The organism is Bradyrhizobium sp. Tv2a-2 (genome assembly GCF_000472425.1).
GTDB lineage: Bacteria > Pseudomonadota > Alphaproteobacteria > Rhizobiales > Xanthobacteraceae > Bradyrhizobium.
Genome location: NZ_AXAI01000003.1, coordinates 201,296 through 225,852 on the forward strand (window position 1 = coordinate 201,296; position 24,557 = coordinate 225,852).

At 63.7% G+C, this 24,557-nt stretch carries 24 protein-coding genes; 8 read left to right on the forward strand and 16 right to left on the reverse strand.

From position 1 onward, the window contains the following. Positions 1 to 66 precede the first annotated feature (66 nt). A complete protein-coding gene (locus A3AI_RS0107125; RefSeq protein ID WP_024514919.1) occupies positions 67 to 342 on the reverse strand; it encodes a metal-sensitive transcriptional regulator in 276 nt (91 codons plus the stop codon). A 50-nt stretch (positions 343 to 392) separates the two neighbouring features. On the opposite strand from A3AI_RS0107125, the gene A3AI_RS0107130 reads away from it, so the two are divergent. After that, the gene (locus tag A3AI_RS0107130) at positions 393 to 2,840 is read left to right on the forward strand and encodes a heavy metal translocating P-type ATPase (protein WP_024514920.1); all 2,448 of its coding nucleotides are present in this window, start codon (positions 393 to 395) and stop codon (positions 2,838 to 2,840) included. Here A3AI_RS0107130 and A3AI_RS0107135 read toward each other — a convergent pair whose 3' ends face one another. Then, positions 2,841 to 3,788: a hydroxymethylglutaryl-CoA lyase gene (locus tag A3AI_RS0107135; RefSeq protein ID WP_024514921.1), complete on the reverse strand. Its 948-nt coding sequence runs from the start codon at positions 3,786 to 3,788 to the stop codon at positions 2,841 to 2,843. Beyond that, entirely contained in the window at positions 3,785 to 4,963 is a 1,179-nt protein-coding gene (locus A3AI_RS0107140; protein WP_024514922.1) for a CaiB/BaiF CoA transferase family protein, read from the reverse strand. Before A3AI_RS0107140 ends, A3AI_RS0107135 begins: the two co-directional genes overlap by 4 nt. 120 nt (positions 4,964 to 5,083) lie before the next feature. Here A3AI_RS0107140 and A3AI_RS0107145 point away from each other — a divergent pair, with 120 nt between their 5' ends. Then, positions 5,084 to 6,010, forward strand: a complete 927-nt coding sequence (locus A3AI_RS0107145) for a LysR family transcriptional regulator (protein WP_024514923.1) — start codon at positions 5,084 to 5,086, stop codon at positions 6,008 to 6,010. Positions 6,011 to 6,440: 430 nt separating this feature from the next. Here A3AI_RS0107145 and A3AI_RS46050 read toward each other — a convergent pair whose 3' ends face one another. Together A3AI_RS46050 and A3AI_RS0107155 are read right to left on the reverse strand one after the other, a co-directional pair. After that, complete coding sequence (locus tag A3AI_RS46050) at positions 6,441 to 7,094, reverse strand: phasin family protein (RefSeq protein WP_198030070.1); 654 nt, start codon at positions 7,092 to 7,094, stop codon at positions 6,441 to 6,443. An 88-nt stretch (positions 7,095 to 7,182) separates the two neighbouring features. Then, on the reverse strand, positions 7,183 to 8,025 hold the full coding sequence (locus tag A3AI_RS0107155; RefSeq protein ID WP_024514925.1) for an amidohydrolase family protein: 843 nt from the start codon (positions 8,023 to 8,025) through the stop codon (positions 7,183 to 7,185). Between the two features lie 188 nt (positions 8,026 to 8,213). Here A3AI_RS0107155 and A3AI_RS0107160 point away from each other — a divergent pair, with 188 nt between their 5' ends. Together A3AI_RS0107160 and A3AI_RS0107165 are read left to right on the forward strand one after the other, a co-directional pair. Next, complete coding sequence (locus A3AI_RS0107160; protein ID WP_024514926.1) at positions 8,214 to 8,534, forward strand: hypothetical protein; 321 nt, start codon at positions 8,214 to 8,216, stop codon at positions 8,532 to 8,534. Positions 8,535 to 8,747: 213 nt separating this feature from the next. After that, a complete protein-coding gene (locus A3AI_RS0107165; RefSeq protein WP_024514927.1) occupies positions 8,748 to 9,812 on the forward strand; it encodes a ketopantoate reductase family protein in 1,065 nt (354 codons plus the stop codon). Positions 9,813 to 9,868: 56 nt separating this feature from the next. On the opposite strand, the gene A3AI_RS0107170 is transcribed toward A3AI_RS0107165, so the two are convergent. Further along, positions 9,869 to 10,846, reverse strand: coding sequence for a tripartite tricarboxylate transporter substrate-binding protein (locus A3AI_RS0107170; protein ID WP_084800854.1), 978 nt, complete (start codon positions 10,844 to 10,846; stop codon positions 9,869 to 9,871). A 425-nt stretch (positions 10,847 to 11,271) separates the two neighbouring features. Between A3AI_RS0107170 and A3AI_RS0107175 the strand changes: the two genes are divergently transcribed. Then, entirely contained in the window at positions 11,272 to 12,684 is a 1,413-nt protein-coding gene (locus tag A3AI_RS0107175) for an MFS transporter (protein WP_024514929.1), read from the forward strand. Positions 12,685 to 12,786: 102 nt separating this feature from the next. After that, positions 12,787 to 13,539, forward strand: coding sequence for a sulfate transporter family protein (locus tag A3AI_RS0107185; protein ID WP_024514930.1), 753 nt, complete (start codon positions 12,787 to 12,789; stop codon positions 13,537 to 13,539). Here the strand turns inward: A3AI_RS0107185 and A3AI_RS0107190 are convergent. The 6 genes from A3AI_RS0107190 to nth all read right to left on the reverse strand — a co-directional run bounded on the left by A3AI_RS0107190 (position 13,531) and on the right by nth (position 20,492). After that, on the reverse strand, positions 13,531 to 15,159 hold the full coding sequence (locus tag A3AI_RS0107190; RefSeq protein ID WP_024514931.1) for an MFS transporter: 1,629 nt from the start codon (positions 15,157 to 15,159) through the stop codon (positions 13,531 to 13,533). The genes A3AI_RS0107185 and A3AI_RS0107190 overlap by 9 nt on opposite strands. Beyond that, a complete protein-coding gene (locus tag A3AI_RS0107195; RefSeq protein WP_024514932.1) occupies positions 15,146 to 16,315 on the reverse strand; it encodes an HlyD family secretion protein in 1,170 nt (389 codons plus the stop codon). The genes A3AI_RS0107190 and A3AI_RS0107195 overlap by 14 nt, the downstream gene beginning before the upstream one ends. A gap of 100 nt (positions 16,316 to 16,415) precedes the next feature. Beyond that, positions 16,416 to 17,957 (reverse strand): DHA2 family efflux MFS transporter permease subunit, encoded by a 1,542-nt coding sequence (locus A3AI_RS0107200; protein WP_024514933.1) that lies wholly within the window; start codon positions 17,955 to 17,957, stop codon positions 16,416 to 16,418. A gap of 26 nt (positions 17,958 to 17,983) precedes the next feature. Further along, the gene (locus A3AI_RS0107205; RefSeq protein ID WP_024514934.1) at positions 17,984 to 18,484 is read right to left on the reverse strand and encodes an isoprenylcysteine carboxyl methyltransferase family protein; all 501 of its coding nucleotides are present in this window, start codon (positions 18,482 to 18,484) and stop codon (positions 17,984 to 17,986) included. Next, positions 18,481 to 19,533: a type III polyketide synthase gene (locus A3AI_RS0107210; RefSeq protein ID WP_024514935.1), complete on the reverse strand. Its 1,053-nt coding sequence runs from the start codon at positions 19,531 to 19,533 to the stop codon at positions 18,481 to 18,483. Before A3AI_RS0107210 ends, A3AI_RS0107205 begins: the two co-directional genes overlap by 4 nt. A 167-nt stretch (positions 19,534 to 19,700) precedes the next feature. Beyond that, positions 19,701 to 20,492 carry an endonuclease III gene (nth, locus tag A3AI_RS0107215; RefSeq protein ID WP_024514936.1) on the reverse strand — a complete coding sequence of 264 codons (792 nt, stop codon included), beginning with the start codon at positions 20,490 to 20,492 and terminating at the stop codon, positions 19,701 to 19,703. Between the two features lie 22 nt (positions 20,493 to 20,514). Between nth and A3AI_RS0107220 the strand changes: the two genes are divergently transcribed. Together A3AI_RS0107220 and A3AI_RS0107225 are read left to right on the forward strand one after the other, a co-directional pair. Beyond that, entirely contained in the window at positions 20,515 to 21,036 is a 522-nt protein-coding gene (locus A3AI_RS0107220) for a DUF2244 domain-containing protein (protein WP_024514937.1), read from the forward strand. A gap of 53 nt (positions 21,037 to 21,089) precedes the next feature. Then, a complete protein-coding gene (locus A3AI_RS0107225; protein WP_024514938.1) occupies positions 21,090 to 21,986 on the forward strand; it encodes a methylated-DNA--[protein]-cysteine S-methyltransferase in 897 nt (298 codons plus the stop codon). A 96-nt stretch (positions 21,987 to 22,082) separates the two neighbouring features. On the opposite strand, the gene A3AI_RS0107230 is transcribed toward A3AI_RS0107225, so the two are convergent. The 4 genes from A3AI_RS0107230 to A3AI_RS0107245 all read right to left on the reverse strand — a co-directional run bounded on the left by A3AI_RS0107230 (position 22,083) and on the right by A3AI_RS0107245 (position 24,546). Continuing rightward, the gene (locus tag A3AI_RS0107230; RefSeq protein WP_024514939.1) at positions 22,083 to 22,613 is read right to left on the reverse strand and encodes a GNAT family N-acetyltransferase; all 531 of its coding nucleotides are present in this window, start codon (positions 22,611 to 22,613) and stop codon (positions 22,083 to 22,085) included. Beyond that, positions 22,610 to 23,233, reverse strand: a complete 624-nt coding sequence (locus A3AI_RS0107235; protein ID WP_024514940.1) for a 2,3-bisphosphoglycerate-dependent phosphoglycerate mutase — start codon at positions 23,231 to 23,233, stop codon at positions 22,610 to 22,612. Before A3AI_RS0107235 ends, A3AI_RS0107230 begins: the two co-directional genes overlap by 4 nt. A gap of 128 nt (positions 23,234 to 23,361) precedes the next feature. Continuing rightward, positions 23,362 to 24,177 (reverse strand): 4-hydroxy-tetrahydrodipicolinate reductase, encoded by an 816-nt coding sequence (dapB, locus tag A3AI_RS0107240; protein WP_024514941.1) that lies wholly within the window; start codon positions 24,175 to 24,177, stop codon positions 23,362 to 23,364. A 66-nt stretch (positions 24,178 to 24,243) separates the two neighbouring features. Further along, positions 24,244 to 24,546: a DUF1330 domain-containing protein gene (locus A3AI_RS0107245; protein WP_024514942.1), complete on the reverse strand. Its 303-nt coding sequence runs from the start codon at positions 24,544 to 24,546 to the stop codon at positions 24,244 to 24,246. Positions 24,547 to 24,557: the final 11 nt, after the last annotated feature.

Below are 24,557 nucleotides of genomic sequence, written 5' to 3' on the forward strand. Positions count from 1 at the left end.
TATTAGATACCCCCGTCATTCCGGGATGCGCGAATCGCAGACCCGCAATCTCGAGATTCCATAGATCTATCGGTCTGATCGTCCGATCACCGCCATCAGCTCAGCGATCTTCTGCCGCTGATCGGATTTGTCGCCGCTTGCGATGGCATGCTCGACGCAATGGGCGACGTGGTCGCGCAGCACCTCCTCCTCGACACGCCGAAGCGCGGCACGCACCGCCGCAATCTGCGTGACGACGTCGATGCAATAACGATCCTCCTCGACCATTTTCGAGAGGCCGCGGACCTGGCCCTCGATCCGGCTCAGACGTTTTTGAACGGATGCCTTGATGTCCTTGCGCATGCGGCCTATATACCCCTACCGGGTATAGGTTTCAAGACCGGAGTGTCCTCATGACGGAAGCCTCACGCGAAACACCGGACCACAAAGAGCATTCCGCGTGCGGCTGCGGGGGCAAGGCGGCTGTGAAGGTGGCTGAGAACGTCGAGCAATCGACCCGCTGTGGTGCGCGGGGCGGCCACGCCGGCCATGCGCACCATCATCACCACGAGACGTCCAAGGTTCTTGATCCCGTCTGCGGCATGAGCGTCGATCCCGCGACCTCGAAGCACCGCTTCGAGCACCACGGCGAAACCTTCCATTTCTGCTCGGCGGGCTGCCGTGCCAAGTTCGCGGCCGACCCGGCCAAATATCTCGACAAGCGCGAGCCGGAGCCCGAGCTGCCCGCGGGCACCATCTACACCTGCCCGATGCATCCCGAGATTCGCCAGGTCGGCCCCGGCAGTTGCCCGATCTGCGGCATGGCGCTGGAGCCGGAGGTTGCGAGCCTCGATACCGGGCCGAATCCCGAGCTTGCCGACATGACGCGACGGTTCTGGATCGCGCTGGCGTTGACGGCACCCGTTTTTGTGCTGGAGATGGGCGGACATCTGGTCGGCGGACACGGGCTGATCGAGCAGACCTGGTCGAACTGGATCCAGCTCTTGCTCGCGACCCCCGTCGTGCTGTGGGCCGGCTGGCCGTTCTTCGTGCGCGGCTGGCAATCTATCATCACGCGCAATCTCAACATGTTCACGCTGATCGCGATGGGCACGGGCGTGGCCTATGTCTACAGCCTGATCGGCACCCTGGCGCCACAGCTGTTCCCCGCAACATTTCGCGGACATGACGGGTCGGTCGCGGTGTATTTCGAGGCCGCATCCGTCATCACCGTGCTCGTCCTGCTTGGGCAGGTCCTGGAACTGCGGGCGCGGGAAGCGACGTCGGGCGCGATCAAAGCGCTGCTGCAGCTGGCGCCCAAGACGGCGCGTCGCATCGGCGCTGACGGCAACGACCACGAGGTCGAAATCGACGCCCTCGCCGTCGGCGACCAATTGCGCGTGCGGCCCGGCGAGAAGGTTCCGGTTGACGGCATCATTCTCGAGGGACGCTCCGCGCTCGACGAATCCCTGGTCACAGGCGAATCCATGCCGGTGACCAAGGAGGCAGGCGCCAGGGTGATCGCCGGCACGCTCAACCAGTCGGGCAGTTTTGTGATGCGTGCCGAGAAGGTCGGGCGCGACACGCTCCTGTCCCAGATCGTGCAGATGGTTGCCGACGCGCAGCGCTCGCGCGCGCCGATCCAGCGCCTCGCCGACCAGGTCGCGGGCTGGTTCGTCCCGACGGTCATTGCCGTTGCAATCATCGCCTTTGCCGCTTGGAGCTGGTTCGGGCCTGAGCCCCGCATAGCATTCGGCCTTGTCGCCGCCGTGAGTGTGCTGATCATCGCGTGCCCCTGCGCACTGGGGCTCGCGACACCGATGTCGATCATGGTCGGCGTTGGACGTGGTGCGCAGGCCGGCGTCCTGATCAAGAATGCCGAGGCGCTGGAGCGAATGGAACGGGTCGACACGCTGGTGGTCGACAAGACCGGCACCCTCACCGAGGGCAAGCCGAAGGTTGTTGCGGTGGTTCCGGCCGCAGGATTCTCGGAAGGCGACCTCCTGCAGCTTGCCGCCAGTGTCGAGCGCGCCAGCGAGCATCCGCTTGCCGACGCGATCGTGCGGTCCGCGAAGGAGCGCGGGCTCGCGCTGAAGGCCGCCGACGCCTTCGATTCGCCGACGGGCAAGGGCGCCAGCGGCAAGGTCGAGGGCAGGGCAATCGTGCTGGGCAATGCCGGCTATCTCAATTCTCTCGGTATCGCGACCACCGCGATGGAAGCCGAGGCCGAGCGGCTGCGGCAGGATGGTGCGACCGTCATCAACATGGCGGTCGACGGCGGCCTCGCCGGCGTCATCGCAATCGCCGACCCGGTCAAGCCGTCGACGCCGGAAGCGCTGCGGGCGCTGAAAGCTGATGGCATCAAGGTGATCATGCTGACCGGCGACAACCGCACCACGGCCAACGCGGTGGCAAACAGGCTCGGGCTGAACGAGGTCGAAGCGGAGGTGCTGCCGAATCAGAAGAGCGCCGTGGTGACCAAGCTGCGCAATGCGGGCTGGGTCGTCGCCATGGCCGGCGACGGCGTCAACGACGCCCCTGCACTTGCCGCCGCCGATGTCGGCATTGCCATGGGCACGGGGACTGACGTCGCGATGGAAAGCGCGGGTGTGACGCTGCTCAAGGGCGACCTGACTGCCATCGTAAAGGCGCGCAAGCTGTCGCAGGCGACCATGCGCAACATCCGGCAGAATCTGTTCTTCGCCTTCCTCTACAACGCCGCCGGCATTCCGATCGCCGCCGGCGTTCTTTATCCGGCATTCGGCATCCTGCTGTCGCCGATCATCGCGGCGGCCGCGATGGCGTTGTCGTCGGTGAGTGTGGTCGGCAACGCGCTCCGATTACGTGGAACGCGATTGTAATCATGCCGCCTTTGCCGCGGCTCCGCGCGGCAGGCCCGCGCGGGCGAGGCCGCCATAGAGGGCTTCGTCAGGCATCGCTGCGCGCAGGATGGCGCGCACCTTGACCAGCTTATCGATATCGATGCCGGTGGCGAATCCCTTGCTCTCGCACAGGAACACGAGATCCTCGAACACGACATTGCCGGTGGCGCCGGGCGCGAAGGGGCAGCCGCCCAGGCCGCCGAGCGAGCCGTCGAGAATGCGCGCCCCTTCGTCGAGCGCGGCGGACGCGTTCGCGATGCCCATACCGCGCGTATCATGCAGGTGAATGCAGATCGGCTTTTCGCCCGCGAGCTTCACCGCTGCGCGCGTGAGATCACCGACCTGCTTCGGCCCGGCGTAGCCGACCGTGTCGGCGATGCCGACGGCATCGACACCGGCCTCGAAGCATTTCTCGACCAGCCGCAGCACCTCGTTCGGGTCGACCGGCCCGGCGATGGAACAGCCGAGCGCCATCGAGATCGCCGCATGCACGATCGGCTTGTGCGTGCCCGCATCGCGCAGCTCGCACAGCCGTCTGATGTTGGCAATCGCCGCCTCCCGCGAGCGGTTGGCATTGGCCTGGCTGTGCTCTTCGGTCGCCGACACCACTGACGCGATCTCGGGCACGCCAGCGGCAAGCGCCTCGTTGGCCCCGCGCTCGTTCAGCACCAGCGCGATGCCATGGCAGCCTGATAGCGCCGCGACCTGCTGGGCGATGTCGCGCACATCGGCAAATTGCGGAAAGGTTTTGGCCGGCAGGAACGAGCCGACCTCGAAATGCCTGACGCCGGCGGCATATTCCTCGCGCACCCAGCGCTGCTTGGCCTCGGTCGAGGGAAAGCGGTTCACGAGCTGCAGCCCGTCGCGCAGCCCCACTTCGCGGAGCGTGATGCGGCCTTGCGGATAGATCTCCTGAACCCTGGTCATGCGCGCCTCCCTGCGGCTTTTGCGGTTGGTGTTTCTTGATTGTCGAGCTCGGCGCAGACAGCGGCCGTGTCGGCGCCGAGTGGAGCAACTTTCAGGCCCTCGCCGAGATTGGCGCCGTTCCATTCGATCGGCAGCGCGGGCACGCGGAACGGCGCGCCATCAGCATTGACATTGTTGACCAGACCGCCCGGCCGCAGCACATGCGGATCATCGAACAGATCCTCGGGGCGGTTGATCGGCGAAAAGCAGATGTTGAGCGCATCGAGCTTGGCGGAGAGCTCTTTGACATCCCAGTGCCTGATCTCCTCCGCCGCGCGCGGAATGATCCGGCCGCGCGCCATGATTCGATCGGTCGTGCTGCGCAGAGCCGGATCATCAAGGAATTCCTGCATGCCGAACTCGCGGCAGAAGCTTTGCCAGTGGCCTTCGGTGACCACGCCGATGAAGATGCGGTTTCCACCCGCGGTGTCGAAGATATCGTAGATCGGCCAGGCATGTTCGCGTTCGGGCATCGAGCGCGGCTTGTTGCCGGTCATCTCATATTCGACCATGTGCTGGGCGACCAGGAACAAACAGTTTTCGAACAGGCCGATCCGGATGTCCGTGCCTTCCTTTTTGCCGCCGCGCTTCTGGTACAGCGCCGCGAGAATCGAGATCACGCCGAACATGCCGCCCATGATGTCGTTGGCAGAGGAGCCGACACGCTGCGGCTTCTCCTTCGTGCCGGTCATGGCGGCGAGACCCGACATCATCTGCACGACCTCATCCAGCGCCGGGCGATGCTCATAGGGGCCGGACAAGAAGCCTTTGTGGCCGGCGACAATCAGGTGCGGATGGCGGCGGCGCAGCTCCTCCGTACCCAGGCCCTGTTTGTCGAGCTGGCCGTCGCGGAAATTTTCCAGGAACACGTCTGCGGTCGCGAGCAGGCGGTGCATGGTCTCGCGGTCCTCGGCTTTTGCGAGATCGAGCACGACGCTGCGCTTTCCCCTATTGAACAGCGGGAAAAACGAGGTCCCCATGCCGCCGAGCGAGCGGGTCTTGTCGCCGACCAGCGGCTCGACCTTGATCACCTCGGCGCCCAACTGGGCGAGGATCATGCCGCAGGTCGGGCCCATGACCATGTGGGTCATTTCCACGACCCTCACGCCTTCGAGCGGCAGTCCGGTTACAGCCATCGCACGTCTCCCTGAATTCTCCCTGTCAGACTAAGCCTTTCCCACGCCATCTGAAAATTATAATCTGTCGAAGATTACATTCGTTACTTTCGAACGCTCGGCCCTCATATTATTGATCCCATGGATTCGCGGCAGCTTCGCTATTTCATTGCCGTCTACGAACAGCGCAACCTGTCGCGGGCGGCGGATCAGGCGAGCGTCGCGCAATCGGCGCTGAGCCATCACATTTCGAACCTGGAGGCCGAGTTTGCAACGCCGCTGTTCGCGCGCAAGCCGCGCGGCATGGAACCGACCGCGGCCGGCGAGCGGCTCTATGAGCATGCCCGCATCATCCTGCGGGCAATGGCCGCGGCCGAGCGTGAGATCCGCGAAGGCAGCCGCACCGTCGCCGGCGACATCTCGATCGGCATGGCCAATTCAGGGGTCAAGGCGATCGGCGTACCGCTGATGCGCGCCGTGCTCGGCAAATATCCTGACCTGAAGATGTCGCTGACCGAGAGCCTGTCGGGTGCGACGCTGATGCATCTGATGGCCTCCGAGGTCGATCTCGCGCTGGTCTACAATCCGCCCTCGGAAAAGGACCTGGTCGCCGAGCCCGTGTTGGAGGAGCAGATGTTCTGCGTCGGTACGCCGAAACTGGTCGGCAAGCCCAAGGCGCCGATCAGGTTCGAGGAGCTGACCCGCCTGCCGCTGATCACGCTGGTGCATGGGCTGTCCTCGCGCGCTTTGCTCGACGATCCCGTGCTGCTGAAGCGACTGGAAGCCAACGCCATCCTGCATCTCAACTCCATCACCGGCATGTCCGGCGCACTGCTCGCCGGACTCGGCTGTGCGGTGGCGACCAAGCTGTTTGCCCAGGAACATCTGGAAACAGGCAAGCTCGTCGCCCGCGAGGTGATCGAGCCGAAGCTGACGCGCACGCTCTATCTCTGCCACCTCCGCAATCGCCCCATGACCTACGCCATGGAGGAGATGCGGCGCCTGATCCTGGCGCTGATTGCCGAGCAGGTTGGGCAGGGGGCGTGGGAGGCGACGCTGTTGATTTGACGACTCTGCTGCATCGGGGCTGCATCGTTCGAGACGGATCTCGCCCGAGCTTTGCATCGTTCGCGCCCTCCTAAAAAGTCAGAGGGCGCAGGGAAGGCCGGGTGGCCGCTGCACCCGGGGCCCTCGCGCAGAAAAAATTTGCGCGAGCGCGACCACCACAGGTGCGGGCGGTGATCATACCGGCCTTCCCTGCGCAGTGGTTTTACGGCTTATACGCGCTCTCCTCGGTGAACCATCCCGTTTGCGACCGTCGCCCGCGTGATGCGCAAGCATCATCGCGAACTTGAGCGCCGGACCTCGGGGCGCCAGGACCACACGATTTCGCCGTCCGCAAAGACCGCCGCCCGTCAGTCAGCGCCTTTGCGTCCACCGCATCCCCGCCTCACGTGTCGTGACGACCGTGATACGTCCCTCTGCAAACGAGGCGAGATCAGCGAGGGCTGATCATTCGGGCAACAAGGCCCTCCCAGTGCTGCAACCTCTGTCGGGCCAGTTGGCTGTGGAGCTTGCCAATCTTGCGCGTCTCGGCGACGAAGCCGTCATAAGCCTGCTTGGCGAATTCGGTCTGAAGCTGGATCACCTTGTCCAGCGACCGCACGGTTGCAAGCCGCGCGAAGAACGACTGCGTCTGATCGAGCGAGTGCCGCGTGTAGTTGCTATAGGCGTCGACGATTGTTTGATAGCTGACTGGGACCACCTGCACGGCTGCCACCGGGGCAACTGCGGTCTCCTCGACCGCCGTCACCGGAACAACCGCGGCCGCTTCCGCCGCAGCAACCGGGACCAACGGAGCGTCCTCGATCGGCATGGTGTCGTCGAGCAGCGTTGCTGGAACCACCACGGTTTCTGGAACCACAATGGGTGCATCGATTGTCGTCGCGACTTCGGGCAACTGATCCGCCTGCGGTTCCTGTGCTGCAGCGGGCTTCCGCTTCCGCGACTCGGCCTTCTTGCCCTCCTGCTCCGCCTTCCCCTTACGCTGCACGGGTTTCTTCACCGGCTTGTTCTCGGTCTCGTCCCCACTTAACATGACTGAAATACTCCTTAGGTTCCAAGTATCGATTCGGACGGCAGCGTCCGCCATCTTTGCGCTCGAATCTGGGTTGTGGCCTGTTCTCGGCGCGGCAGACACGTGTTCGCATTTGGAACGTTGAACTGGCCAGCCCGTACGACTACGGGTACGGCTTTGGCGACCAGCCATAGGCCTTGGCACAGGCTCCGCCCATCAGCATGGCCCGCTCGCTGTCGCTCAGCCGATCAGTGCCGAGGAAGGGCTCGACCGCCTCCGCGTAGTTGACGACCGCGAAGGCGCGCGTCCAGTCGGTTCCCCAGAGGCAACGCTCGAAACCCCAGGCGTCAAAGATGCGCCCGAGTGGATCCCAGATATCGGGGAATGGATAAGGCTCGCGGGACAGCGTGCAGGCGCCGCTGATCTTGATCACCAGGTTCGCGCGCTTGGCAAGCTCCACCACCTTCGGCAGATCGGCCCAGGGCTCTTGCGGCGCCGGCGGCACCCGCGGCTGGATGATGCCGAGATGGTCGAGGATGAAACGCGTGTCAGGATGGCGATCGATGAGCGCCATGCCGGCGTCGAGATTGCCCCAGCACAGGATGTTGACCGGGAAGTCGTAACGAACGGCCGCGCGTGCGATCCGGTCGAGGCCCTCATCGGACGCGCGCTTGTGCTCCCTGGTCAGCATGATGCGTATGCCGACGGTGCCCGGCGTCTTCTTCCAATCCGCGACGACATCGGCCACATCGGGATTGTCGGGGTCGACGGGCTTGACGATGCCGAAGCGGGTCGGATGCGCCCGCTGCACCTCGACGGCGTAGCTTGCATCGTAACGATACATCGAAAAGGCCGAGATGAAGATCGCGCCATCGACGCCAACCTTGTCCATCGCCGCCACCATCTCGTCGCCAGTGACGTGATCAGGCCAGTTCGGCACCGTCGCCCAGGGGCGCTTTGGCGTGTTTGCCTCGTAGGCATGAACCTGGGAATCGATCTTCATCATTGGGACGTCTCCTCTGATTCGTGCGAGTTTGGACACTGCCGGTCGCGCGAGTCCAGAGGGCACAGCGCGCGCATAGGGGTGCGGGATTTATTTCTGATTCTGTCCGGGATCATGATCGTCATCCCGATGGCATTGCGGCAACATCGATTTGAATCGCCTTCGGACGGAACACAGTCTAGCTTGCAACGATGTTGCGCATATTGTCCCTGTCGAGTGTCCTTCTCGTGTCGCTGCTGCCGGCCAGCGCATTCTCGGCGTCCGCTCACAAGCAGCAGCTCCATCATTGGCATGGCTACGGCTTCCTGCCGGGCTATCATCAGCCGCCGAACCCTCACATCCCGGTGTATGGTGCAAACCGCAGTGGGCCGGATTTTACGCCGATGTACTGGTACATGGGCGATTGGCACTATTTCGGTCGTCCCGGCTTTTATCGCGGGCGCTACAACGGCGGCGGTTTTGGTCCGTGCTGGACCTGGACGCCGATTGGTCCCGCATGGAATTGCGGGTAGAACCCAATCCGCCCTAAGAACCTTGTCTCGATAGGCAATCCCGATTGCGCGATAGCCGAGCTCGATAATGCGGACGAGGTTTCGCCGACCTAACTGGCTTGGCGCCCGCGCAATTACGCTGGTGTTGATCCGCCATACGCGCTAACGGAATTTCCAGCCCGGCTTGGATCGGGCATTCAAGAAAATACAGACACAATCACTGGAAGAGGGAGCATGGCGCGCAATATTCTGATCCTTGGAGCTTCGTACGGCTCCTTGCTGGGGACAAAGCTTCTGATGGCGGGTCACAATGTGACCCTGGTTTGCCGGACGAAGACTGCAGAGCTTATCAATCGCGACGGTACCGAAGTCCGCATCAAGCTGCGTGACGAAGCGACGCACCGTGCGATCTTCTCACGCGATCTGCCTGGCAAGCTGGACGCGGTTACGCCCGACAAGGTCGACGTGTCCCGTTACGACATGGTCGGTCTTGCGATGCAGGAGCCGCAATACACCAACCACACGGTCCGCGTCCTGATGATCAAGATCGCGGAGGCGGGGCTGCCCTGTCTCTCGATCATGAACATGCCGCCGCTGCCGTATCTGAAGCGGATCACGGCGCTCAAGGATATGGACCTCGAGGAGGCCTATACCAATGCCCAGGTGTGGGAGCGGTTCAAGCCAGGGCTGGTGACGCTGTGCTCGCCCGATCCGCAGGCGTTTCGTCCGCCGGAAGAGGCGGCGAACGTGCTGCATGTCGGCCTGCCCACCAACTTCAAGGCTTCGGTCTTCGCGGACGAGAAGCACAACAAGGTGCTGCGAGAGCTGGAAGCCGACATCGATGCGGTAACGCTCGCTGGCCAGGACGTGCCGGTGAAGCTGAAAGTGTTCGACTCGCTGTTCGTGCCGCTGGCGAAATGGTCGATGCTGCTGACCGGGAATTATCGCTGCATCACGCCGCACGAGCCGCAGTCGATCCGCGATGCCGTGCATGGCGACCTGAAGCTGTCGCAGTCAATCTACGACCATGTCGATGCGGTTGCGCGACGTCTCGGCGCCGAGGCGAACGACCAGGTTCCGTTCGAGAAATATGCCAAGGCGGCGCAGAGCCTGCTCAAGCCGTCGTCGGCAGCACGCGCGGTCGCCAGCGGCGCGCCCTTCATCGAGCGGGTCGACCTGCTGGTGAAGCTGATCTCCCATCAGCTCGACATGCCCAATGGCGAGGTCGATCGCACGGTCGATATCGTGGATCAGAAGTTGAGCGAGAAGATCGTGCCGGGCGGCTCCGGCTCCTCCTGACAAGCATCGTCGCAGCGTATGGGGCGGATGAGTGCCAGCGTCATCCGCTCCACGCGCTACTCAGGCCGAACATGCATCGCGTCCAGTGTCTGACTCCACTTGTCAACTTCCGCCTTGAGAAATGCGCTCAGGCCCTCCGGCGTGGCGAGATCGTCCGGGACAACGGTGGTTTCGAGCTTCGCCAGTTGCCGCGCCAATGTTGGGTCATGCAGAGCCTGCCGCAAGGCGAAGGCGAGCCGGGAGACGACGTGCTGCGGCATTCCTCTGGGACCAAGTAGGGCGATCCAGACGCTCGTTTCGAGATGCGCGAGTCCCGCCTCGTCGCAGGTCGGCAAGGATGGCAGCTGGTCCAGCTTTTCATGGGTGGTCACGCAATAGGCCTTGATATTTCCGGCCTTGATCTGTTCGGCCGTATTGGCGACCTGGTCGCACATCAGGTCGACTTGACCTGCCACCAAATCGTTCAGGGCAGGATTCATTCCGCGATAGGAAATGGCGGTCACTGAAGCGCCGATGGACTGGGCAAAGAACAGGTTGCAGAGATAGGATGCGCTACCCCGTCCTGCGTCGGCGAGATTGATGGTCTGCTGGTTCGTCTTGATGTAGGCAACGAGCTCGCGCAAATTCGTCGCAGCGATTGCCCTCCTGGCCACGATCACCTGCGGTGTTCTGGTGACCAGACCGATCGGATCGAAGTCCTTGAGAGGATCATAGGTGCGCCTCTTGTAGAGCGCGGGCGCCGCCGCAAACGTGATGTTATGCATCAGAAGCGTGTATCCGTCCGGCGCGGCCTGGGCGACCCGCCCCACACCAATCGTACCGCTGGCGCCTCCCACATTTTCGATGACGATCTGCTGTCCGAGTTCCGCGCTCATCAAGTTTCCGATCCAGCGCGCGAACAGGTCTGATGGACCGCCAGGGGCATTTGGAACAACGATGGTAATGACGTGAGAGGGATAGTCCTGGGCCACCGCCGCGTGCGATGCAATCAGACAAAGAAGGCTGAGCAAGCTCGACCAGCGCCTCGTCATCATGAGGCCCCTCCCTGAAGGCACCTCTTTTCCTTATTGCCCATATCGGCGAGCCAACATGTCGTCGGCTGTCCAGCCTGAGCGACGCACCGCATGGCGGACGGTTTTCGTCCGCATCATTCGAAAAGCGAAGGTCCGCCGCAGGGCGAGACCGCGCAATGGCGGAAATGGGCTAACTCCAGACGAAGACGAGCATCACCCATTATTCCCCGCCTGCCGGAGCGTGCGTCACCGGCAGACCATCAGGGATGGTTCTCAATCCTGCGCTCGATTGGAGCCTTCGCTTTTATCGAACGCTTCCATCGATATGTTCTTCTGGATTTCCGGCTGACAAGCGCCCAAACATGGCTGTCAGGACCATTCTCGCCAAGAAGGAATGGCCGCAGAGCAGCGCGGGGAGAACGCCTGGCGCGCCGGGGAGGACATCAATGAGTGCCGTCGGCATCGACAGCAGCAATGTTGGTTATGCGCCCGCGACCAGTGGGCCGAACGAGATTTCGCGACGGCTGGAAAGCCTGCCGGCCTCGCCCTATCTCTGGCGGCTGGTGATCCTGCTCTCGCTCGGCGGCTGCTTCGAGATCTATGATCTGTTCCTGACAGGCTATATCGCGCCGGGGCTGACCCGCAGCGGCCTGTTGAGCACCACAACCGAGAGCTTCTTCGGTTTCTCGGGCATCGGCGCCTTTGTCGCGGCGACCTTTGCAGGCCTGTTTGCCGGCACGTTCTTCCTGGGGTTTCTCGCCGACCGGTTCGGACGGCGTGCGATCTTCACGTTCGCGCTGCTTAGCTATAGCGCGGCATCGGTGATCATGACATTCCAGACCACCTCCGGCGGCCTGCTGCTATGGCGTTTCATCGCGGGGATCGGCATCGGCGTCGAGATCATCACCATCGACGCCTACATCACCGAGTTGGTGCCGAGCTGGATGCGCGGGCGCGCCTTTGCCATCAACCAGGCGGTGATGTTCATGGCCGTGCCGGTTGTCGCCTTCCTCGCCTGGTCGCTGGTGCCGCTAAAACCTTACGGCCTCGATGGCTGGCGCTGGGTGGTCTTGATTGGAGCCGCCGCCAGCATGGTGATCTGGGTGCTGCGATTATTCGTGCCGGAGAGCCCGCTCTGGCTCGCCCGCCATGGCCGCGACCGCGAGGCGATTGCAGTGGTTCGCAAGCTTGAGGCCGCGACCGGCGGCCAACCGCAGGACTTTCTTATGCCAGAGGGACGGCCGTCGGCCGCGGCGCAGAAGGCGAGCTTCAGCGAGCTGTTCCGAGCGCCCTATCTGTCGCTGGTCGTGCTGTTCATGGTGTTCAATTTCTGCCAGGCCTTCGGCTTCTATGGCTTCGCCAACTGGGTACCGACGCTGCTGGTGGAAAAGGGCATCACCGTCACCAAGAGCCTGCAATATTCCTTCATCGTGGCTTTCGCCTATCCGATCGCGCCGCTGCTTGCGGCAAGCTTTGCTGATCGCTACGAGCGCAAATGGATCATCTCGGGAGCCTGCGTCGCCATTATCGCCTTCGGGCTTGCCTTCGCCGAGCTGACCCAGCCCGTGCTGCTGATCGCCTGCGGCGTGCTGCTGACGGCAGCCAACACCACGATGTCCTACGCCTATCACGCCTACCAGACCGAGGTGTTTCCGACCGCGGTACGGGCGCGGGCGGCCGGGCTTGTCTATTCCATGAGCCGGATCAGCGCGACCTTCTCCGGTTTCATCGTTGCCTTCATGCTGCGCGAGGGCGGCGTCACCGCCGTGTTCGCCCTGATCACGGCCGCGATGGTCGTGGTGATCGTGACGCTCGCGGCATTCGGCCCCGATGTGCGCGGCAAGGCGCTCGACGCCTAGGACGTCAAGCGGCCGATCGTCGCGGCCTTGAAAATCAAGACCTTGCCGAAGCCAGAAAGCGTATCTACCTCTCGCGTGACCCTTTGCGAGAGGTAAGCCATTATGATCGAGGCCGCCGTCAAGGCGCTTGAGGAAATGCTGTCGCCGCCGATGCGTTCCATTCTGTGGCGCTCGATCGGGCTCGCCTTGGTGCTGATCACGGTGCTGTCGGTCGGACTACAGCGTCTCTTGAGCTGGCTTGCCACATCCGGCGAGAGCTGGGCAGAGGCGGCGATCGGCCCCGGCGCCCACATGCCGCTCTATGTGCTGGCCTGGATCGTCTCGGTCGCCGCCGGGCTCGGCATCGTGTTCGGCGCTATCCTGTTGATGCCGGCGATCACCTCGCTGGTGGCGAGTCTTTTTGTTGATGAGATCGCCGACCATGTGGAGCGCGAGCACTATCCGGCCGAACGTCCGGGCGTGGCGCTGCCGTTTGCGATCGCCATGCACGAGGGCGTCAAGACGGCGCTTCTCACCATCCTGGTCTATTTGATCGCGCTGCCGTTCGTGTTCCTGGCCGGCGTCGGCTTCGTCGGCTTCTTCATCGCGACCGCCTGGCTTCTCGGCCGCGAATATTTCGAGCTCGCGGCCATGCGCTTCCGCTCGCCGGAGGAGGCCAAGGCGATGCGGCGCGACAATGCCGCCACCATCTTCACCGCCGGACTCTTCATCGCCGCTTTCGTCTCGATCCCGGTCGTCAACCTGGCGACACCGCTGTTCGGCATGGCCTTCATGGTCCACATGCACAAGAGGCTGTCGGGGCCGCGGCCCGAGCTGATCGAGCCGGCGCGGCGGCGCGAGGCCTCGTTACGCTGACGGCGAAAAGCCGCAGCGCCGCAGTACGATCTTGGCGAACTTGAACGGCTCGGGCGTGAACGGCCCGGGCGGCGCACGGGTGATACAGGCTGTGACCACGAGCCCCGCGATCGCAAACCAGAAGCACAGCCAGAAGCCGTCAATATAGGCGAGCACATTGGCTTCGCGCTGGACCAGCGAGGCCAACAGGTCGACCGCGCGCGCCGGCGCACTGCCTGCGTCGAAGCCCGCGAAGTAATTCGAGAATTGCTTCAGCATCCCGGTCACGTCCGCGCTGCCGTTCTCGACATGCACGCCGATGTAATAGGAATGGATCTGCTCGCGCACGCGGAGCCAGGTGCCCATCAGCGCAATGCCGATCTCGGAGCCGCCGAGCCGGCAGACCTGGATATAGGCCGCGAAGGCCGTGGCCCGGCTCGGATCGGAGTTCGACAGCAGCGTGATGATGACAGGCAACAGCGTCAGCGCCTGGCCGATCGACAGCAGCACCACGATGACGACGAAATCTCCGCGCGCCCACTCATGGGTGAGCTGCGTGCCGAGCAGATTGGCTGCGGCGAAAGCGGAGAAGCCCAGCACCACGACGGCCCTCGTATCGAAATGCCGCAGCAGCCAGATCGACAGCGGCACCAGCACGATCATCGGCAGAGCGCCGTAAGTCAGCAGCAGCGTGCCGGTCTGCTCTGGCCTCAGGCCTGCGATGGTCGCGAGGAAATTCGGCACCAGCGACGAGTTGGCCAGACCCGACAGCGTGTAGAGCACGATCCCGAGCAGCGAGAGCCCTATATTGCGCGAGAACAGCACGTTGACATGAGCCCAGGGCTCCTTGACGAGCATCTCGTTGATTACGAAGACGACGAACAGCACCGCGCCGCCGGCCAGCAGTGCGATCACCGTGCCGGATCCCAGCCAGTCGAGCCGATTGCCCTGGTCGAGCCCGGCATAGATCATGGACACGGAGGTGCCAAGCAGCAGCATGCCGCCCCAATCCGCATTCCTGAGCAGGTCACGATTGATCGGCTCGCTTGGCGTGCCGAGATAGACGAAAAGCGCCATCAGCGGCGCGATGAAAACGCCTTGCCAGTACAGCCACTGCCAGCCGAGATGCTCGACATAGTAGCCAACCGCGGACTGGCTGGTATCGAAGGCAAAGCCGACACGGATGGCGTAAATCGAGATCGCCGGCAGCCACCAGCGGATCGGCAAGTTACGGAAAATGATCATCAAGGTCGCAGGCACGAAGGTGCCGAGCAACATGCCGTGGACGACACTGAGCGTGATCAGTACCGGATATTGATGAACCAGCGGGATCACGAGCGATACCACTGAATAGAGCAGGCTCGCAAAGCCGAGCACCCAGCGCAGGCCGAACGCGGTCGCCAGCCACGCCACCGACGGCGCGATGAAGATCTGCGAGCCGATCGCCGCAGTCGAGAACCACGCGCCTTCGTCAAAGCCGAGCGAGAAGCCGCCGCGCAGGTCCGGCAGCCCGACCGAAGTCAGCCTGGTGTCGAAATTGGCGAGAAAGGCGCCGAGCAGCACCGCGCCGACAGCAAAAATCGGATAACGCGCAACGCCGCCGCGCGAGACCGGCCCGCGATTGCCGCTACTTTCCGCCATCGACGTCGTCGTCGGTGGTGTGAATGCGGGTTTCCACCGACATGCCCGGCAGGAGCTGGTCGAGCAGCTTCTGGTCCCGGTCGAAGACAATGCGAACCGGGATGCGCTGTACCACCTTGGTGAAGTTTCCGGTCGCGTTGTCGGGCGGCAGCAGCGCGAATTGCGAGCCGGAGGCCGGCGCAATCCGTTCGACGCGGCCGGTGAGTTTCTGGTTCCGGAACGTATCGACCCTGATGTCGACGCGCTGGCCGGGACGCACATGGGTCAGCTGCGTTTCCTTGTAATTGGCGATGACATAGACATTGGGCAGCGGCACGACATTGATGAGATTGCTGCCGATGTTGACATAGTCGCCGGGCTGCACCTGGCGCTCGCTGACGACGCCGTCGAACGGGGCGATGATCTTGGTATAGCCGAGCTTCAGCTTGGCCAGGCGCAGCATCGCCTTCGCGGCCTCGACGTCCGCGGCGCGCTGCTTGCGGGTTCCTTGCAGCACCTCCTGCTGATGCTTTTGCGCGGCAACGAGGGCGCGGCTGGCGTGGACATCGGCCTGCGCCTTGGAATAGGCCGCGACCGCCTGTTCCAGCCGTTGCCGAGTCCCGGCATCGGTCTGGGACAGCGATTGCTGGCGCACCTGCTCCTGGTGCGCCTCGATCTCGATCGCCTCTGCCGACGCCTGCGCGGCCTCGGCCTGCGCGATGGTCGCATATTGCAGCTCGATCTGGTTGGCGAGATTATCGAGCGCGGCCTGCGCGCCGAGCACGCCCGCCTCCGCCTGCGTCACCTGCGCCTCATAGTCCGCCGGATCGATCTGGATCAGGAGCTGGCCTTGTTTGACGCGCTGGAAATCGTCAACGGCGACGCTCAGCACCTCGCCGGAGACGCGGCTGCTCAACCTAGTCAGATCGGCGCGCACATAGGCGTCATCGGTGGTCTGGATCGCCGCGCTCCCGATCCAGATATCCCAGCGCAACGTCGCCACCGCGACAAACGCGAGCGCTGCGATCACCGCAAGCAGCGGAATCGCGAGCCGCGCCAGCGTGCTGCGCACGCTGATCGGGGCTTGCGTTCGCAGACCCGACGGCGGCGGAACCGCCGCGGGCGCCACGGCTGGTTTGGACGGGGCGGCCGGTATGGTCTGGTCCTGCTGAGTCAAATCTTACGCTCTCCGAATTGCGGAAACGACCATATGCCAAAGTTCCTGTCGCGGCGAGCAGCTTACGACGGCGTTCATTCATACCAATCGTGAACGCAGTTCATTGCTTGGCGCGATCATTTGCCAAAAACACCAGCAGGACACCGAGGACGGCGACGCCCGCGAGCATCGCCCAGGCCTCGCCGACACACAGCGCGAGCGAGGCCTTCTCGACCATCGGGCGGACAAAGTCGATTTCCTCGGGGGTCGGCGGCCCCGGCGGCCGGTTGAGCAGCCGCGACGGATCGAGCCCGATCGCCTGCGCGGCCGTGAGATCGCCGGCCAGCAGGCGGATCCGAAAGTCCTCGGCATAGGCAGCGACGCGGCCGTAGAGAATGGTGTCGATCAGCGCGATGCCGATCGCGCCGCCGAGATTGCGCATCAGATTGAACAGGGCGCTGGCGTCGGCGACGTCTTTTTCCGGCAGTGAGCCGAGCGCAATGCGGGTCGGCGGCAGCAGGCAGAACATGATGGCGACGCCGCGCAGGACCTGCGGCCAGAACATCTCGGCAAAATCCGCCGTGCGCGGCTGCAAGCTGGAAAGCCCGAGGCCGAGCGCGAACAGCAAGAAGCCGGCAGCGGTCAGCAGGCGCGCGCCGAGCCTGCTCTCCAGCAGCGCCGCCAACGGTGCCGCGATCAGTTGCGAAATCCCCGTCACCAGCATGATCGTGCCGATCTCGAACGCATCATGGCGACGGACGAATGAGAGGAACACGGGCATCAGATAGACCGAGCCGTAGAGGCCGACGCCGAGACAGAAGCTCAAGGCGCAGCCGATCGCAAAGGACCGCCGCTTCATGACCGCGAATTGCACAATCGGGTGCGCGGCGCGAAAGCTGCGCCAGACAAAGATGGCGATGCCGAGCGCGCTCGCGAGCAGCAGCCCGGCGCAGAGCGGCGAGAGCCAGCCACTCTGCGGCGCCTGCTTGAGCCCGATCTCGAGGCTTGCAAGCGCCAGCACCATGACGACAAGCGCGACCAGGTCCAGCTTTGCCAGTTCCCCAAGATTGGTCGGCTGGCGTGGCAACAGGCGCGGCGTCAGCGCGGTCGCGATCAATCCCGGGATGACATTGATCAGAAACAGCCAGGGCCACGACCAGGTTTCGGTGATGAAGCCGCCGACCACCGGCCCGATGGTCGGCGCGAGCACGGCGACCACGCCGCCGATGGTGGTGGCGGCCGCGTGAAGCCGCGGCGGAAACAGCATGAACACCGCCGAAAACACCGCTGGAATCAGCACGCCGCCCGAGAAGCCCTGGATGATGCGGAAGCCGAGCAGCGTGGTGAGGCTGTCGCTCAGGGCGCAGCCGATCGAGGCCAGCGTGAACAGCCCGACGCCCGAGGCAAACAGCCAGCGCAGGCTCAAAGCTCGCGTGAACAGGCCGGTGAGGGGGATCGCGATCACTTCCGCGATCAGGTAGGCGGTCTGGATCCAGCTCATCGCCTCAGGCGAAATGTTCAGCGCGCGCTGGATGGTCGGCAACGAGGTCGCAACCACCTGGATGTCCAGGATCGCCATGAACATGCCGAGGCACATCAGGAGAAAGCCGGCCCAGGTTGAGATGCGCGGTGTCGCGAACAGCGGCCGCGCGAGAGTCGACATTTCCTCGCAGCCTCTCTGGAGCTCCGTCATGGCGTGACGCTGCAGGCGGCAAGCGCACGGATCTCGGCGCGAATGCGAACCGCGAGCGCAATGCCGTTCAGCACCGAGAACAGCAGCGCCGGCCATGGCAAGTTCAGCGCCAGTGGAAGCAGCGCGATTTCGCCAGCCACGATCACGTAATTCGGATGGGAGAGGTAGCGGTAGGGACCAGCGGTGACCAGCGGCGCGCCCGGCAGCACGATGATGCGCGTGGTCCAGCGTGAACCGAGGCTGGCGAGAACCCAAAGACGCAAGCACTGCAGCAGCGCGAAAGCAGCGAGCGCCGGCCAGTTCACTTGCTGATCCCAGCCGAAAGTCCACAGTGTGATCAGCCACGCCGCATGAAGCACGACAAGCAGCGGGTAATGACCCGCACCGACTTCGATCGCGCCCCGCTCCAGCAGCCGCGATGTGTTGTGCCGGGACAGCACCAGTTCGCCAAGCCGTTGCAGCGTGACCAAAGCCAATATGATCGAAGCGGAAGTCACGGGCTGTGCCGCAGAGCGACGCAGCTTGCGGTGAAGCCCGGACCAAGCGCGGTCAACAATGACCGCGGCGGCAAACCTTGCACAAGCGCGCGCTGCAGCACGAACAGAACCGTCGGCGCCGACATGTTGCCATAGTCGGCAATGACGTCACGCTCATGATCCAGCGCGCCCTGATCGAGCGACAGCGCGCGCTCGAGCGCGTTGATGACCTTGGTGCCGCCGGGATGACAGACAAAGCGGTCGATATCGGCTTCGCACAAATCCATGCGCGCGAGAATCTCGGCGACGGCAGGAGCCAGGTGCTCTACGACGAAATCGGGGATGGTCCGCTGGAACACCACGCCCAATCCTGTCGCGTCAACACTCCAGCCCATGATGCCGAGCGTATCGGGCCACAATCTCTCGGCCGATGCCTCGACCCGCGTCGATCCGCCGTCGCCGGCCCGCAGCACCAATGCCGCCGCGCCATCGCCGAACAGGCTCGCGGCCACGATGTTGGCCTTGGTCACTTCGTCATGGCGAACCGCAAGCGTGCAGAGCTCGAGCACTACCAGCAGCACATTGGTTCCCGGCCGCGACTCGGCCAGCCGCGCCGCGACCGCGAGGCCGGAGACGCCGCCGGCGCAGCCGAGGCCGAACACCGGCACGCGCGATACATCGGCGCGGAATCCGATTTTGCCCGCGAGACGTGCTTCCAGTGTCGGCGTCGCGATGCCGGTCGAGCAGACAGTGACAACCGTATCGATGTCGTGCGCTGCGAGGTTCGCGCGCGCAATGGCCTCGCGCGCCGCGTCGACGAACAGGGTTTCCGCGCCATCGAGGAACGCGTTGGTGCGTTCCGGCCAGCCACGCGGCTCGAGATACCATTCGATCGGCTTGACGCCGTAGCGATTGCGAATGCCGGTATTGGCAAACAGGCTCGCAAGCGTTTCGAACTGCTCGCAGCGATGCGCCAGGATGCTACGCGCGGCCTGCAGAACCTGCGTCTGCTGGAATTGATGCGGCGGCACTGAGGTCGCCAGCGACATGAGTGCCGCTGATTGGTCCATATTGCTGTCCCCGCCCGACGAAACTGTCCCAGGCATAGAAACCGCGCCGACGTGCAAATATTTCGGCGAAGCTCGGGCGCCCTCGCGCAGATACCGTCACTATAAGTTGAATGGGGGCGGCGATATGGTCGCTTCGCGGTGACACCGCGTCATCAGGCGTCGCCGGTTCAAACCGTCTTTTCCGGCCAGCGACAGAGATCGTTGATGAGGCAGAGCTCGCAACGTGGCTTGCGCGCAAGGCAGGTGTAACGGCCGTGCAGGATCAGCCAGTGATGCGCATGCAGCATGAACTCGGCCGGGATCACTTTCTCAAGTCCGAGCTCGACCTCGAGCGGCGTGTTGCCAGGCGCCAAACCCGTGCGGTTGGCGACGCGGAAGACATGGGTGTCGACGGCCATCGTATGTTCGCCAAAGGCCATGTTGAGCACGACATTGGCGGTCTTGCGGCCTGCGCCCGGTAGCGTTTCGATCTGCGGCCGCGTGCGCGGCACCTCGCCGCTGAACTCGTCGATCAGCTTCTGCGAAAGCGCGATGACGTTCTTCGCCTTGTTGCGATAGAGGCCGATGGTCTTGATGTAGTCGCGCACGCGCTCCTCGCCGAGCGCGAGCATCTTTTGCGGCGTGTCGGCCACCGCAAACAGCGCGCGCGTCGCCTTGTTGACGCCGGCGTCGGTTGCCTGCGCGGACAGCACCACCGCGACCAGCAGCGTGTAGGGATTGAGATGCTCCAGTTCCCCTTTTGGCTCCGGATTGGCCTTGCGAAACCGCTCAAAGGCCTCACGGATTTCGGCGGGAGTCCAAGGTTTGGGTGCCCTAAGGGATGTCTTGGCAGCGCGCTTCGGCCCGGCCGCGCCCTTGCCAGTCTTGACCTTGGTCGGCTTGACCTTCTTTGCCGATTTTTTCGGCACAGACTGAACACGCGTTGCCTTGGCGCGTTGTGCACGGATGATTTTTGCCATGAAGCGGATATACTGACAGGCCATGAGCACAGGCAATGACTTTGATCCTGACACGGCCGAACCCGAATTGTTTGCGGCGCTGTTGACGCCGCACCGGTCGCTCAACCGGACCGGTTTTATAATGGTGATGGTGTTCTTGAGCGTGGTCAGCTTCGCCACCGGAATCGCTTTTCTGCTGATGGGCGCCTGGCCGGTGTTCGGCTTTCTCGGGCTCGACGTGCTGGCGATCTATTTCGCCTTCCGGGTCAATTTCCGCCGCGCCTTGGCCAGCGAGCAGATCTCGGTGACCGCCTCAGTGCTGCGGTTGCGCCGGGTGAGCCACCGCGGCCATGTCGTGGAATGGGTCTTCAATCCGCTCTGGGTCCGGCTCGATCAGGAGGCGGATGACGAATATGGCGTGGAACGGCTCTACCTGTCCTCCAGGGGTAAGCGGGTGGCAATCGGAAGCTTCTTGAGCCCGGGGGAAAAGGCAAGCTTTTCCAAGGCTTTGACGGCCGCGCTGAGCGCCGCCCGACGCGGCCTCACCTATAACCCGGTGGTGTGAGTTCATCAGAAATCGGGTGGTTTGACCAAGCTGGCCGGCCTACATCCGAGAGCATGATGACACTCGCCATCCATGACCAACGCCTCGCCAAGCCGGGCCCGCAGAGCGCCGCCCTTCGCGATTACGATTCGGTGCGGCGGGCGATCGCCTTCATCTCCGAGCACTGGCGCAACCAGCCGACCATTGAAGCCATGGCCGATTCGGCAAGCGTCACCCCTGACGAACTGCATCATTTGTTCCGCCGCTGGGCGGGGATCACGCCCAAGGGCTTCATGCAGGCGCTGACACTGGACCACGCCAAGGGCCTGTTGCGCGGCTCGGCCAGCGTGCTCGATGCCGCGCTCGACTCCGGGCTTTCAGGACCGGGACGGCTGCATGATCTCTTCATCACCCATGAGGCGATGTCACCCGGCGAATGGAAGAATGGCGGCGCAGGCATGACGCTGCGTTACGGCTTCCATCCCTCGCCGTTCGGCATGGCGATCGTGATGACGACCCCCCGCGGGCTTGCCGGGCTCGCCTTCGCCGATGGCGGCGAGGAGCAGTCGGCGCTGGCCGACATGACCAGCCGCTGGCCGAACTCGACCTATGTCGAGGACTATCTCGGCACCGCGCCGGTCGCGCAACGCATCTTCGATCCCAAACTATGGCGCGCGGACCAGCCGCTGCGGGTGGTCTTGATCGGGACCGATTTCGAGGTGCGGGTGTGGGAGACGCTGCTCAAGATTCCGATGGGCCGCGCGGTGTCCTATTCCGACATCGCCAACAAGATCAAATCACCAAAGGCCTCGCGTGCTGTCGGCGCGGCCGTCGGCAAGAACCCGGTCTCATTCGTGGTGCCGTGCCACCGCGCGCTCGGCAAGGACGGCAAGCTCACCGGCTATCATTGGGGCGTCACCCGCAAGCAGGCGATGCTCGGCTGGGAAGCGGGACGGATCGGGATGCAGTAGGGGATTGCGTGGTCAGGGCGCGCGTGAGCGCGGACCCGAAATCTCGAGATTCCGGGCTCGGTGCTTCGCATGGCGTCAGAATAACTACGCAAAAAACTACTGATCCAGCCGCTTCCAGAACATTGCGGTGTTGCAGAGGCGGCCGTCGGGAAACAGGGCGTAGTTCGGGATGATGCCGCTCTCGGTCCAGCCGGCGCGCTTGTAGAGGCGGTAGCCGTTTTCGCCAGGCACGGTGTCGAGCACCAACAACCAGCGACCGCGCTGTCGTGCTTCGTCCTCGACAGCCGTCATCAGGGCCGCGCCGACGCCGCTGCGACGCGCGGAACGGTGCACCAGCATTTTCTTCACGTCGGCGCGGTGCGGCTGGTTGGGCGGCGTATCGAGCCCGAGCTGCACCGTACCGATGATGCGGCCGTCGAGCCTTGCCGCCAGCAGCACCGTATCGCCGTCGGCAACGGACGCCGACACCTTGCGAAAGAATTTCAGCCCGTCGTGATGCGAGAACGGCGCCATGAAGCTGACGCTGGCGCCGCCCGCGACGCAATCGACCAGGACCGACGCGAGCTCGTCGAGAGCGCTGTCGGCGACAGGCGCCGCGAGGACGGCGATGTCGAGCCCGGCGCTCACGCCGCGAGGTCGAGCTTCGAGGCGACGGTGGAATCGGCGTTGAGGTGATAGATGATGGGCACGCCGGTCGCGAGCTCGCGCTTCAGGATGCCCTCAGGCGAGAGCTTCTCCAGCACCATGATCAGCGCGCGCAGCGAATTGCCGTGGGCGGCGACCAGCGTGCGCTGGCCGCGCAGCACACAGGGCAGTATCTCCTGAACATAATAGGGCAGGGCGCGCGCCAGCGTATCCTTCAGGCTTTCGCCGCCGGGCGGCGACACGTCGTAGGAACGGCGCCAGATCAGGACCTGGTCCTCGCCCCACTTCTTGCGGGCGTCATCCTTGTTGAGGCCGGAGAGATCGCCATAGTCGCGCTCGTTCAACGCGAGGTTCCTCTCGGTCGGCAGTCCGGTCTGGCCAAGTTGGTCAAGGATCAGATCGAGCGTGTGCTGTGCGCGGGTCAAGACGGACGTGAAGGCGACGTCGAACTGCAGGCCCTTCTGCTTCAGCTTGCGGCCCGCGTCGTTTGCTTCTTTCACGCCGAGCTCGGTGAGATCGGGATCCTTCCAGCCTGTGAACAGGTTCTTCAGATTCCATTCGCTCTGGCCGTGGCGCACCAGCACAAGAAGTCGATCGCTCATGTGTTTCGATTTCCAGTTTTGCGTTGTCTAAAGCGCGATGAGATTTGGTTGAATCGTCATCGCGCTTTAGGTCTTTGATTGAGCATGATCTCTTCGGAAAACCGCTACACACTTTTCCGGATCATGCTTTAGATGTCGCCCAGGCCCAGGACGTCAGCCATGGAGTAGAGCCCGGGTTTCTTGCCATGCGCCCACAGCGCCGCTTTCAAGGCACCATGGGCGAAGATCATGCGGTCCTCGGCATGATGCGCTAGCGTGAGCCGCTCGGAAGGACCGGCGAAGATCACGCTGTGATCGCCGGCCGCAGTGCCGCCTCGAAGTGAGGCAAAGCCGATATCGCCGGCTCGCCTGACACCGGTGACGCCGTCGCGGCCGCGCGCCGAATGCTCCTCGAGCGCAATGCTGCGGCCCGCGGCGGCCGCTTCGCCCAGCATCAAAGCGGTGCCCGAGGGCGCGTCGATCTTGCCCTTGTGGTGCATCTCCAGGATTTCGATGTCGAAGGAGGGATCGAGCGACTGCGCAACGCGCTTGACCAGCGCAGCCAGGAGATTGACGCCAAGGCTCATATTGCCCGACCTCACCACCACGGCGCGCGAGGTGACGCTCCTGATCACCGCATCGTCCGAGACCGACAGGCCGGTGGTGCCGATGACATGAACGAGGCCGCGTTCGGCAGCGATCGCGACATTGGCGATAGTGGCGCGCGGCACGGTAAAATCGAGAATGCCGTCGGCCTCAGCCGACAGCGACCACAGGTCGGCGGACACCTTGACACCATTGGCTGGGAGACCCGCCAGCACGCCGGCATCCTGGCCCAGGAGTTCCGAGCCGGGCGCTTCGAGCGCGCCCGCGAGCGCCGCACCCGGGGTTTCCGCAATGACACGCGTCAGCGCGCGGCCCATGCGGCCACCGGCTCCAGCTACGATCAAACGCATGTCGGCCATGGCAATACCTTTCCGGCTGCCCTTGTAACCGGGGGAAAGCGTTCCAGCAACCGACCCCAATTGGGCTCAGGGCTGCGGGCCGTCGAAACCTTCGATGATGATGAGGTCGGCAATCGAATGCGGCTGCCGCACCTTGATGTTCGCCTGATATTCCGGGGAGTTGTAGCAGGCCAGCGCGGTCTCATAGTCCGGGAATTCGATCACGACATTGCGCGAACGGCTTTGGCCTTCCACGCCGGTGAACTTGCCGCCTCGCACGACATAGCGCGCACCGAACTTGTTGAAGATCGCTGGATTGGCCGCCGCGTAAGCCTTGTAGCCATCCTCGTTGTGAACGTCGACGCGCCCGATCCAATAGCCTTTTGCCATGCTTGTTCTTC